The following is a 12,499-nucleotide window of genomic DNA, read 5'->3' on the forward strand; positions in this document are numbered from 1 at the left end:
TCCAAGGTTTTTTGCTATGTGGATCATGGTAATTTAATTAATCATTAGGATGATCGATTAAAATTCCTTATTTTACTTCAACAACGATATCGGATTCTGATTTAGGTTTCAATTTACCCACTTCATATAAATCAATGCCAGTATCTTTGGCTATTTCAATTATAGTTTGAACGCTATTAGGCTCAACAGCCACTAATAAACCACCTGATGTTTGAGGATCGCACAAAATCGCTTTTTGTTCTTCCGTTAATGCGCCAACTTTATGTCCATAACTTTCAAAATTACGCCCTGTTCCACCGGGTACGCAACCTTGAGCAATATAATCTTTTACTCCGTCCAAGGTTTTAATTTTGTCCGAAAAAACTACCGCACTTAGATTTGAACCTTCACAGATTTCAATTAAATGGCCAAGTAAACCAAATCCAGTGACATCCGTCATTGCTGTGACGCCATCCACTTGGGAAAATTGACTGCCAATAGAATTCATTTGGCACATAGCGGCAGTGGCTAAACCTTGATGTTCTGGCTTAAGTTTTCCTTTTTTCTCCGCCGTCGTCAAAATACCAATACCAAGCGGTTTTGTCATATAAAGCTTACAACCTGATTTTGCAGAAGCATTACGTTTTACTTTTTCAGTGTCAATCACACCTGTCACGGCTAAACCAAAAATAGGTTCAGGCGAATCAATGGAATGTCCACCCGCCAAAGCAATACCCGCTTGATGGCAAGCAAAACGACCACCATCAACAATTTTCTGTGCAACTTCTGCAGGTAATACATTGGTTGGAAAACCTAAAATAGCGATTCCCATAATCGGCTTACCGCCCATAGCAAAAATGTCACTAATGGCATTGGTCGCGGCAATTCGTCCAAAATCAAAAGGATCATCTACAATCGGCATAAAAAAGTCTGTGGTACTGATAATTGCAGTTCCATTACCAAGATCATACACCGCCGCATCGTCTGCAGTTTCATTGCCAACGAGCAAATTTGGATCATAAAATTTTTCCAGTTCTGAATGTAAAATTGTCCCTAACACCTTAGGCGAAATTTTACAGCCTCAACCTGCACCATGGCTGTATTGCGTCAGCCGAATTTTTTCTTCCATTTCTTATTTACCTTATTGAATATCCGTTTTCGAGAATATGACTTTCAAACCCTATTTTTAATCGTAAAGATCCTCACCATCTTTCCTTGTACGCAATAATTGCAAAATCCAAACATATTGCTCTGGAGATGGTGTAACAAAAGATTCTATTTCTTCGTTCATTGCTCGGGCTGATTGTTCAGGATCATCACTTAAATTCATTGCAGGATGAATTTCCATTTCATATTTGCCCGTTTCAGCGTTATAACGAGGAAACATTGGAATAACAACGGCTTTAGAAAGTTTTGCCATTTTATTTAACCCTGGCAATGTCGCTTTATAAGTCCCAAAGAAATCAACAAATACGCTTTGTTCCACCCCAAAATCTTCATCTGGTAAGTAATAACCCATTTCGCCTTTACGAACATGATTTAAAAAAGGTTTAATACCATTTTGGCGTGCGTGCATTTTTCCGCCGAAACGTTGGCGTGCAATCGTCCAAAGCCAATCCACCAATGGATTACGGTGTGGATTATACATAGAAGTCATTGGCATGCCTTGAGTGTGCAAAATAATGCCAGACGCATCAATCGCCCAGCCATGTGGCACCATAAGAATAATATTCTTTCCTTCAGCTTTTGCCTGTTCGATATGTTCAAGACCGATAAATTCGCTTCGTTTTTGCAAATGTTTCTTTGAACGGATTGCAATCTCACCAATTCCAAACATAACTTGTGTAACAACCGTAAACATTTTATCAATCACTTGCTCACGTTGTTGTTCAGTCCAATGAGGGAAACAATATTGCAAGTTAGTTTGTGCACGCGTACGCTGTTTCTTTGCTTTATGCCCAATCCAAATACCTAATTTTCCCGCAAATTTATCGCGCAGACGAAAAGGCACAAATGCTAACAACAATAAAAAGAAAATACCAAGCCAAATCCCCCAATATTGAGGCTTTAAATACGACCATGAAAAGTGCGCTTCATAGCCCACTCTCGCCGTCAAACGTAAATTTTGTTGATTATCCGACATAATAAAATGTAATTAATTTTAACCGCACTTTTGCGCGCTTTCCGAATTAAAAATGAAACCAACCCTGATCGTAAATCATTTTAGCCGTCATCATAAAAGACATGATAACAACCATCGGTCGAATCAAGGTTTTACCTTTCGTCATCACCATTTTGGCACCTAAATTTGCACCTAAAATGCTCCCAGCCATCATCACGAAACCCACTTTCCAAAGAATTTGTCCACCCAATAAGAAAAGCGCAAAAGAAGCAAGGTTCGAAGTGAAGTTCATCACTTTTGCATGTGCCGTCGCTTTCGGGAGATTAAATCCTAGCAAAGTAACACAGGCTAAACTCATGATTGAGCCAGTCCCTGGTCCAAAGAAGCCATCATAAAAACCTAAAAATGGGCTAACTAAAAGACCAAATAACATGTAACTTAAACGCTGTTTTCGATCTTCATCACCTAATTTAGGGGTAAATAAAAAATATAGACCAATAGCTAAAATCAAAAAAGGCAGCATTTTTTTGAAAATCGCCACGTCAATTGATTGAATTAATAATGTACCTAGGGCTGAACCTAAGAAAACCCAAATCAAAATAAACCAAATATCGCGTAAATTGACCGCTCTTTTTCGCAAGAAATAAAGGCTTGCGGATAATGCACCGCCCATAGCTTGCAATTTGTTGGTGCCTAACGCCATTGCTGGTGGCATGCCAGTCATAAGCAACGCTGGAATAGTAATTAATCCACCACCGCCAGCAATTGCATCGATAAATGATGCGACAAAACCAACACAAAACAATATTGCTAAAAGATCAATGCCGATATCCATATTGATTTACCTTAATGCTATTCTAACCATTCACTCCGATTCGGGGAATTTAAAATTTGTTGGCACAAAAACGGCTCAGGCGGTGTAACTTTAGGTTTGCTCACTGAAGCACCTGGTTTTGGCGGTTCAAACCAAGAATATAATTCGTCTCCACAACCATCACCAGCAGGCACAGGCGCTTGATTTTCACAATAAGATGCATCTGCGGGGCAAGTTAAACGAACATGAAAATGAGAGTTGTGTCCATACCAAGGACGAACTTTGTGTAGCCAACCGCGATCATTGCCAGCGGTTTGACATAATTTTACCTTAATCGCAGGATTAACAAAAATACGCGTCACATTTGGATCTTGTGCGGCTAACTTGATTAACGTCGCATGATTGCTATTCCATACTCGTTCATCCACTCGTTGCGCCTTTCTATCTACAACTAATAAACCTTTACCATCAGAATTCAGCGCATCGGCGTCTGACATTTCGCCCATTCTTAACCAAATATCCGCATCTAATCCCATCTGATGGCTAGCATGACCCGTTAAAAACCGCCCGCCACCCGGCATGGCAATATCACCCACTAACATAGTTGGTAACCCAGCAGCTTTAGCTCGCTGCCCCAAACGTTCAATATACTGAATCATATTTGGATGACCATAATAACGATTGCGATTCATACGAATAACTTGGTAACCTTCACCTTTCGGCGGTAATGCTTGCGCTCCAATAATACACCCGTTGGTATAACTACCAATAGGACTTGCTTTACCATCTTCACTTGGAATAGGGCGTTTCACTTTTTTCCAATCTAGAGGAGACGCAACAACGTTCAGAGAGAAAAGTGCGGTAAAAATTATGGTTGTTTTTAATAAAATTTTATTCATTCTAAAGTTTTGCTGTAGGTAAGTATATCCTAGGTCTTGCCGTGGGTAAGTATATCCTAGGTTTTACCGTGGGTAAGTATATCCTAGGTTTTGCCGTGGGTAAGTATACCCACGGTTAGAAAAATAGTTCCCCTTTGGGGAACTTTACACTTACCCCAAAGGGGTAGCATCAAACTAACCTAGGGTATACCTACCCTAGGCACAGACTCCCATCTTATACTAAGATTATTTACACTGAGCCTTAAAACGTAAGAGATGATCTAATAAGACAATCGCCACCATAGCTTCCGCAATTGGCACAGCACGAATCCCCACACAAGGATCGTGACGACCTTTTGTTACAACTTCTACGGGTTTACCATTAAGATTGATTGAACGACCAGGAATCGTAATGCTTGAAGTTGGTTTTAGTGCAATAGTGGCGATAATTGGCTGTCCTGAACTAATTCCGCCTAAAATGCCGCCTGCGTGATTACTTTCAAAGCCATTAGGTGTCATTTCATCACGATGTTCCGAACCACGTTGTTCAACCACTGCAAAACCATCACCAATTTCGACGCCTTTTACTGCATTAATTCCCATTAATGCGTGAGCAAGATCTGCATCTAAACGGTCAAATACTGGCTCGCCCAATCCTACAGGTACATTTTCTGCAATAACAGTAAGTTTTGCACCAATAGAATCTCCTTCTTTTTTAAGTTCACGGATCAATTCATCGAATTTTTCTACCGCACTTTCATCAGGGCAAAAGAATGGATTGCTGTTTACCTTTTCCCAATCAATTTCTCCGATGATCTGTGGCGAAATTTTCACATGACCGATTTGACTTAAAAAACCACGGACTTCAATACCAAAATGTTCGCGTAAATATTTTTTTGCAATCGCTCCCGCTGCAACTCGCATCGCTGTTTCACGCGCTGAAGAACGCCCACCGCCACGGTAATCACGGATGCCATATTTTTGCTGATAGGTAAAGTCTGCATGACCAGGGCGAAAACGATCTTTAATCTCGCCATAATCTTGCGAACGCTGATCAGCATTTTTAATGATCATCCCAATACTTGTGCCTGTAGTTTTTCCTTCAAACACACCAGATAAAATTTGAACTTCATCGTCTTCACGACGCGGCGTGGTATATCGTGATGTCCCAGGTTTACGACGATCTAAATCTGGCTGAATATCTTGCTCAGATAATTCAAGATTTGGCGGTACCCCATCAACGATACAGCCTAATGCAATCCCATGTGACTCCCCAAAGGTCGTCACACGAAAAAGTTGTCCAATTGTATTACCTGCCATAATTTCCCCTTATTTTTTTACATCAACAAAGGGAATTTCTTCGCCAGTGTCATTATTTTTGATAAATACATCTAATTGATTAAAGGCAATATCAATATTATGTTCTGCAAATAATTCATTAATACGGCGATTAATAGCATCTGTAGTACTGGTACGATCTCCAACTTGTTCTACATAAACACGTAATTCGTGATCCAAAGTACTTGCACCAAAAGTTAAAAAATAAGCAGATGGTTTAGGATCGCGTAAAACAGTCGGCTGTTCATCAGCTGCTTGAAGTAATAATTGACGAACGAGTGTTAAATCAGAACCATAAGCAACACCAACACTAATCACTAAACGTGTCATCGTGCTAGATAATGCCCAATTGGTTACTTGACCTGTCACAAAAGATTTATTTGGCACAATAATTTCTTTGCGATCAAAATCAATTAATGTAATTGCACGAATACGAATTTTCGCTACAGTACCGCTCACTCCATTAATGGTTACGACATCGCCAACTCGGATTGGGCGTTCAAATAGCAAAATAATGCCCGACACAAAGTTTGCAAAAATTTCTTGCATACCAAAACCAAGACCAACGGAAAGTGCGGCAAATAACCATTGTAATTTTGACCAAGACATTCCTAAGGTTGCAAATGCCCACGCACCACCAATGGCGATAAAAATATAAGTGAGCAATGTCGTAATCGTATAAGGCGTACCTTGTGAAAGATTCACGCGAGAGAAAATTAATACTTCCAAAATACCTGAAATATTACGAACCAACACATAAGTAATTCCTAGGATAACCAAAGCAACAAGAAGATTAAATAAAGTAATGCTTTCTATTACAGTGCCAGCATCGGTTGTCGTGGTTTGTTGCCAAAGTGTAATTTCACGTAAATAGCTCACTACTGTGACTAAATCTGACCATACATAGTAGAAAATCCCCAATAATGCTGTCCAAATAAAGAGATCTACAAAACGTAATAATTGGCTACGCACATCATTTAACGCTAAACCTTCCTCTGGCTCTCCCACTGCAACCACATCATCAGAGGAAATATTTTCATAATTATTTTCAAGTGCTTTTTGACGACGTTTTTCTGCTAAACGGCGATGTGCTAAACGACGAGAAGAAACCGTAATACCACGGTAAATCGTATTACGTACTAACCACCATACACACCAAGCAATATAAGAATGAATAAAATGCTCAATTAAATTTAAAGCAGTGTAATAATAGCCTAAAACAATAAGTACGATTAGTCCCACAGGAATTAATCTTAAACCAATTTGTACAATTCTTATTAACCAATGATGTTTATTTGTTTCAGGTTCATAAGAGCGAAGTACTCGATTAAAGCGAGGAGCAATAATCGCCGCACAGAAAATTAGAGCTGTAATAGTATTAATTTGACCTAACACATCATTAGCTAAACCTGCATCAGTGACATTGCTAAACACAGAAGTATTTAAAAGCAATACAATCACAATAATAATGCGTTGGATAACACCACGAAAACGTTGTGCATTCTCTTTTGAAGATTCAAAATGATTAACAAAAATACCATTTGGACGGAACAATGAAATCCAAAATGTAAAGAACCACCAATAACCTGCCATACTAAATGACCAATGCCAAAATTCTTCTGGATTTTTGAAGAAAAAGAAGCCGATCATTTGGCAAACGGCTAAAAACCAAAGTGTACTAGAAAGCGTTAAAAACGCAGTTAATAACAGGGCAAGTGGAGTACTCCACTGACTATCTGTATCTAAGCGATGTATTTCACGATTAATTTTGTTTAATTGTTGTTTAATACGATTTTTAAATTTAAAAATTGCACCACCTACAATAAATAACCCTAAGAAATACATAAGTAAATAAGGTAAATTGTCATAATTAGTTGGAAAACCTAATTTTTTCAACATACCATTAAACTGTTCAATTAAAGCTCTTGGCAGCATTTTTATCCAATCTAAATTAATGGGATTATTACTTTTCACCCAAAAACTTTGCTGCTCTAATTTAGATTGAATTTGATCACTGATTTGTGTAATTTGCTGCTGCGTTAATTCCAAAGAAATCGCGAGATTTAATTGATTATTTAAAGATTTAATCAGATCAGATGTCATTTTTCGACGCTCAGTTAATAGCGTTTTAACCTGCGTTCTTTCTGCCTCAGTAAATTGTTTTCCATCTTCACTTTCAACTTTATTAATATAGTTATTTAGATCATAAAGTTCATTGCGTTTTTGAGTAATGTCAAAAATATGCACACGCAAATCGGCAATTTGTTTTGATAAACCTTGAATATTTAAGTTAGTCGGTAATTTTTGTTTTTGTTGCTGGATAATACGTGAAAGAACTAACGTGCCTTGTAATGCACTAATTTGTTCATCAATAGTATGTTGAGTTTGAGTGAGGCTATCTAAAATATTCCGCATTCTTAACTCATCTTGAGTTAATGAATTCGCTTTTTCTGTTTGTTGTAATAGATACTGACCAAGCTGTGCATTGCGATCAAGTTCTTTTTGAATGTAATCATTTTGCACAGTTTTTTGCTGTTGCTGCTGAGCTTGTTCTAGTTGATTTTGTGATTGCTGAAGATTTTTTTGATTAATGACTTCTTGAATCGCAATAATATTTTGTTGTTGCACCTGCAAACGTAAATTCAATAGGTCGTAACGACTTTGATAAAGTAAAGAAAGCTGATCATTATTTTTTAATAAATTTTGATTATAACTATTCTTTAAATCAATCAGTTGTAATTCAATCTGATATTGTTTTCGTAATGCGCTACCAATATCATTATTGGCCAATTGTTGATTAATTTGCTGAGTGCGTACAACATTTTCCGTTAATGCCGCTTGAGCTCGTTCAGAAATAGAATTTTGCCCTGCCAATTGTGCATTTGCCGCGCCTAATGCGTTTTGCGTATCTTGTAATTGATCATTTAACTTAGCGAGACTATTTTGTAAATCGTCCTGTGACTGTGCATTATAATCAGTACTTGTTGCTGTTTCTTGTTGTTTTTTTAATGCTTGAATTTCTGCATTATTCTTTCTAATTTCACTCTCTGAATGGCTTAATGTTGTTTGCAATGCATCATTGATTTTTTGTTGAGCTTGAATTTGCTGCAATAAATCAATTGATGTTTGTAATTCTGCTAACAACGTATTTTTTGCTTCCCCCTCACTCATTTTTTGAGCGTTAGCCAAATCGGCTTTAAGCGATTGCTCCGTTGGTAATACATTTGTTGAATTTGCCCCTAATGCCCCTTGTGAAACACTAAGGGTAAACATTGCCGAGGCAAAAAGTACGGTAAAAAATGGAGGTGTTTTCATAAGTTTCCTAATCATTATTTTTTCCTAATCTAAATGGTAAAATTAATTTATCTTATCTTGCTTTGCCAGCCAATCGGCAAGCTGTTTACGTGAGATCTTAATGCCTTTCCCAAGCATCAGTGGTAAAGGATAATATGCAATAGGTTGTTTAAAACGTGCGAGTTTATCTTGTAAAAAAAACATTAAATTTTCAACCGCACTTTTGCTAAAGGATTCATTAAAATCCACTAAAGCGACAGGACGCTGACCAAATTCTTTGTTTTTTTGTGGTAAAACAAACACTTGATTAACTGAAGAATGTTGAATAATCACTTGTTCAATTTCTTCTGGCTGAATATTTTCGCCACCAGAAATAAACATATTATCAAGTCGTCCGATAATAACAAGTTCGCCCTCTTGCCAAACACCTTTATCTTTTGTCGGAAGCCAACCTTGGTTATTCGTTAATGAAACAATTTGTCGATCCTTCCAATAACCCATCGCCAAACCCGCACCTTTCAGCCAAACTTCATCATTTACTAAGCGATATTCTCTGCCTAAGAGCGGTTGCCCCACACCTTGTTTTTCATCAGATTTTTTGGCAAAAACTGTCGAAGCCATTTCCGTCATTCCGTAGCCAGAATAAGTTTCAATACCATATTTCACTATTTTTTTCGTGAGTTCAGCAGGAATATGCGTACCACCAAGTAAAATATGACGTGTAGAAAATGAAATAATCGAATTTTCCTGTAAATAATCTAACAAACGTTGTAATTGCGTTGGCACAAGAGAAACGTGGGTCGTTTCTAATAATGAAGCATAAAAATCATCTTTTGGGAAATGTAATTGTGCACCACAATATAACCAACGCCAAACAATACCTTGTCCTGAAACGTGATATAAGGGTAATGAAAGTAACCAAGATTGATTACAATCAAACTTCATTAAGTTACATACCCCTTTTGCATTATCCAAATGCGCTTGGACATTATGCACAACTGCTTTTGGTAAGCCTGTAGAACCAGAGGTTAGCGTCATCGTCGCAGGACGAAAAAAATTAGCTTTTTGTGTAAAAGCATCAATTTCTTGCAAATTCAGCAAATCTTTATCATAAAAACAAAAATCAATTTGATAAAACTCACATAATTCTGCAATTTTTTCTTGTGGAAAAGCAGGATTGATGCCTAAAACTTTTGCGCCAAGCTGAATTGTCGCCAGATATAAAAATAAAATTTTCTCTGAATTTTTTCCCACAAAAGCAACCGCACTTTCCGCATTTACGCCTTTTTTTTGTAAAAAAGCCACCGTTTGGTTAATCTTTGTAGTTAATTCTATCCAAGTAAGCGCATCGCTCTGCGTAGTACGTAAAGCGATTTTATCTGAGAAATCAGGTTGAATAGCAAAATTTTGCCAAGGATACATTATTAATTTACCGTGAAATATGATCGCACTTCATCAATCAATGTTTCAGGTAATTCCATAGATTGCATTGCACCTTCTAGCATCAACATTTTTCGTCCACTATTTGTATTGGTAATAACCCAATAAGGCGTATCTGGAATTTGTTTTGGTTTTGTATGATTGCCAGCCATTAATAATGTCGCTTCGTCACGTGCAAAGTAAACTCGAGTACGTCCTTGTAAAGATTCCGTTGCTTGCGCAAAACTTTCAGGATTTGTACGATAAAGCACACGTAAAATCGCTAAGAAACGCACCACCGCCTTACTTTCTTCTTGAAATTCAGTTGAATTTAATAAAGTTTGGACTTTTTCTACTATCTGATTAATTGCGGTTATTGATTGCTTTTTTGTTGTTTTGATATTTACTTCTTTCACATTAATAGCCTGTTCTGGCTTTTGATCTGCGGATTTGTTAGTTTCTGCTGAAGTAAGAACTAAATCATCAACACTTGAAGTATGCACAGGTAAACTAAGCAAACGGCGTAAAATATCCGAAGCACTTTCCCCAATAGAGCGGGTTTGGCTCGCAATATATTGGTATAATTCTTCATCTACTTCAATGATCTTCATTTTTATCTCTCTGTTTGCTAAAATTTTTTTCAATTATAACGACTTCTTTACAAATTCTCACGTAAAAATTATGGCAAAATCATTACTCAATTATCAATTTCATCAAGTAAAACAAACGATTAATACACCTGTTTTAATTTTTATTCACGGTTTATTCGGCGATATGGATAATCTCGGCGTTATCGCGAGAGCTTTTAGTGAACATTACAGTATTTTACGTATTGATTTACGCAATCACGGCCATAGTTTTCATTCGGAAAAAATGAATTATCAACTGATGGCTGAAGATGTTATCGCAGTAATCCGCCACTTAAATTTATCCAAAGTGATATTAATTGGTCATTCTATGGGGGGAAAAACCGCCATGAAAATCACCGCACTTTGCCCAGAATTAGTCGAAAAATTAATCGTAATTGATATGTCCCCTATGCTTTATGAGGGATTTGGTCATAAAGATGTTTTTAATGGCCTATTTGCGGTAAAAAATGCAAAGCCTGAAAATCGTCAGCAAGCCAAACCGATTTTAAAACAAGAAATTAATGATGAAGACGTTGTACAATTTATGTTGAAATCTTTTGATGTTAATTCAGCTGATTGTTTTCGTTTTAATCTTACCGCACTTTTTAACAATTATGCCAATATTATGGATTGGGAAAAAGTACGTGTATTTACGCCAACTCTTTTTATTAAGGGTGGAAATTCCTCTTATATAAAAATAGAAAATAGCGAAAAAATTCTAGAACAATTTCCTAATGCAACTGCCTTTACGATTAATGGCAGTGGACACTGGGTTCACGCCGAAAAACCTGATTTTGTTATTCGTGCAATTAAACGATTTCTAAATAAGAATTAAGTAGTTTAAGTGAGAATGCTTTTATGATATAGTTCGCCAAATTTGGATAAGCCTTATAATCGATAGATTAAATTTAATATAAAAAAGGAAATAAAAATGGCAATAGTTGGTCTTTTTTATGGTAGTGATACTGGAAACACTGAAAACATCGCAAAACAAATCCAAAAACAATTAGGTAGTGATTTAATTGATATTCGTGATATTGCCAAAAGTAGCAAAGAAGATATTGAAGCATACGATTTCTTGCTTTTCGGTATTCCAACTTGGTATTACGGCGAAGCACAAGCAGACTGGGATGACTTTTTCCCAACACTCGAAGAAATCGATTTTACAGATAAACTTGTAGGTATTTTCGGTTGTGGCGATCAAGAAGATTATGCAGATTATTTCTGTGATGCTATCGGAACTGTGCGCGATATTATAGAGCCACACGGTGCAATTGTGGTAGGAAATTGGCCAACAGAAGGCTATAATTTTGAAGCTTCGAAAGCCTTATTGGAAGATGGCACTTTCATCGGATTATGTATTGATGAAGATCGCCAACCAGAGCTTACCGCAGAGCGTGTAGAAAAATGGTGTAAACAAATTTATGATGAAATGTGCTTAGCTGAATTGGCTTAGTATGTTGTGCATAATAGGAAGAAAAATTATGTCTGAAGAAAATATTAAATTACTCAAAAAAGTGGGATTAAAAATTACAGAGCCTCGCTTAACTATTCTCGCTTTAATGCAAAATCATAAAAATGAACATTTTTCTGCAGAAGATGTTTATAAAATTTTGCTGGAACAAGGTTGTGAAATTGGATTAGCCACAGTTTATCGTGTGCTTAATCAATTTGATGAAGCACATATTGTAATCCGTCATAATTTTGAGGGAAATAAATCCGTTTTTGAGCTTGCTCCAACAGAACATCACGATCATATTATTTGTGAAGATTGCGGTAAAGTATTTGAATTTACGGATAATATTATTGAACAACGTCAGCGTGAAATCAGTGAAAAATACGGCATAAAATTAAAAACGCATAACGTGTATCTTTACGGCAAATGCAGTGATATTAATCATTGTGACGAAAACAATTCAAAATAAATAATATCTAAGGCGACAAAATGTCGCCTTTCTTATATTCAAATTTCATCCTAAAAAATAACCGCACTTTATTACAGTGCGGTTATTTAGTTTAACTTTTT

At 36.8% G+C, this 12,499-nt stretch carries 11 protein-coding genes; 3 read left to right on the forward strand and 8 right to left on the reverse strand.

Features of this window, described 5'->3' with window-relative positions; translation table 11 throughout:
* Nucleotides 1-67: 67 nt before the first annotated feature.
* From selD to seqA, 8 genes are all read right to left on the reverse strand, one after another.
* The gene (selD, locus tag AT683_RS04430; RefSeq protein WP_079989920.1) at nucleotides 68-1,108 is read right to left on the reverse strand and encodes a selenide, water dikinase SelD; all 1,041 of its coding nucleotides are present in this window, start codon (nucleotides 1,106-1,108) and stop codon (nucleotides 68-70) included.
* A gap of 57 nt (nucleotides 1,109-1,165) precedes the next feature.
* Nucleotides 1,166-2,122, reverse strand: coding sequence for a lauroyl-Kdo(2)-lipid IV(A) myristoyltransferase (gene lpxM, locus AT683_RS04435; protein WP_038440871.1), 957 nt, complete (start codon nucleotides 2,120-2,122; stop codon nucleotides 1,166-1,168).
* Between the two features lie 46 nt (nucleotides 2,123-2,168).
* The gene (locus AT683_RS04440) at nucleotides 2,169-2,936 is read right to left on the reverse strand and encodes a TSUP family transporter (protein ID WP_005648731.1); all 768 of its coding nucleotides are present in this window, start codon (nucleotides 2,934-2,936) and stop codon (nucleotides 2,169-2,171) included.
* A gap of 17 nt (nucleotides 2,937-2,953) precedes the next feature.
* The gene (gene mepA, locus AT683_RS04445; RefSeq protein ID WP_038440873.1) at nucleotides 2,954-3,814 is read right to left on the reverse strand and encodes a penicillin-insensitive murein endopeptidase; all 861 of its coding nucleotides are present in this window, start codon (nucleotides 3,812-3,814) and stop codon (nucleotides 2,954-2,956) included.
* 225 nt (nucleotides 3,815-4,039) lie between these two features.
* Nucleotides 4,040-5,113 carry a chorismate synthase gene (gene aroC, locus AT683_RS04450; protein ID WP_038440875.1) on the reverse strand — a complete coding sequence of 358 codons (1,074 nt, stop codon included), beginning with the start codon at nucleotides 5,111-5,113 and terminating at the stop codon, nucleotides 4,040-4,042.
* 9 nt (nucleotides 5,114-5,122) lie between these two features.
* Nucleotides 5,123-8,461, reverse strand: coding sequence for a mechanosensitive channel MscK (gene mscK, locus AT683_RS04455; RefSeq protein WP_011271917.1), 3,339 nt, complete (start codon nucleotides 8,459-8,461; stop codon nucleotides 5,123-5,125).
* A gap of 27 nt (nucleotides 8,462-8,488) precedes the next feature.
* A complete protein-coding gene (gene menE, locus AT683_RS04460; protein WP_011271916.1) occupies nucleotides 8,489-9,847 on the reverse strand; it encodes an o-succinylbenzoate--CoA ligase in 1,359 nt (452 codons plus the stop codon).
* Between the two features lie 2 nt (nucleotides 9,848-9,849).
* Nucleotides 9,850-10,455: a replication initiation negative regulator SeqA gene (seqA, locus tag AT683_RS04465; protein ID WP_011271915.1), complete on the reverse strand. Its 606-nt coding sequence runs from the start codon at nucleotides 10,453-10,455 to the stop codon at nucleotides 9,850-9,852.
* Between the two features lie 70 nt (nucleotides 10,456-10,525).
* Between seqA and AT683_RS04470 the strand changes: the two genes are divergently transcribed.
* From AT683_RS04470 to fur, 3 genes are all read left to right on the forward strand, one after another.
* Complete coding sequence (locus AT683_RS04470) at nucleotides 10,526-11,308, forward strand: alpha/beta fold hydrolase (RefSeq protein ID WP_038440879.1); 783 nt, start codon at nucleotides 10,526-10,528, stop codon at nucleotides 11,306-11,308.
* Between the two features lie 96 nt (nucleotides 11,309-11,404).
* Nucleotides 11,405-11,929 (forward strand): flavodoxin FldA, encoded by a 525-nt coding sequence (gene fldA, locus AT683_RS04475; protein WP_005648709.1) that lies wholly within the window; start codon nucleotides 11,405-11,407, stop codon nucleotides 11,927-11,929.
* Nucleotides 11,930-11,957: 28 nt separating this feature from the next.
* On the forward strand, nucleotides 11,958-12,398 hold the full coding sequence (gene fur / locus AT683_RS04480; protein WP_005658517.1) for a ferric iron uptake transcriptional regulator: 441 nt from the start codon (nucleotides 11,958-11,960) through the stop codon (nucleotides 12,396-12,398).
* Nucleotides 12,399-12,499 lie beyond the last annotated feature (101 nt).

The organism is Haemophilus influenzae, from assembly GCF_001457655.1.
GTDB lineage: Bacteria > Pseudomonadota > Gammaproteobacteria > Enterobacterales > Pasteurellaceae > Haemophilus > Haemophilus influenzae.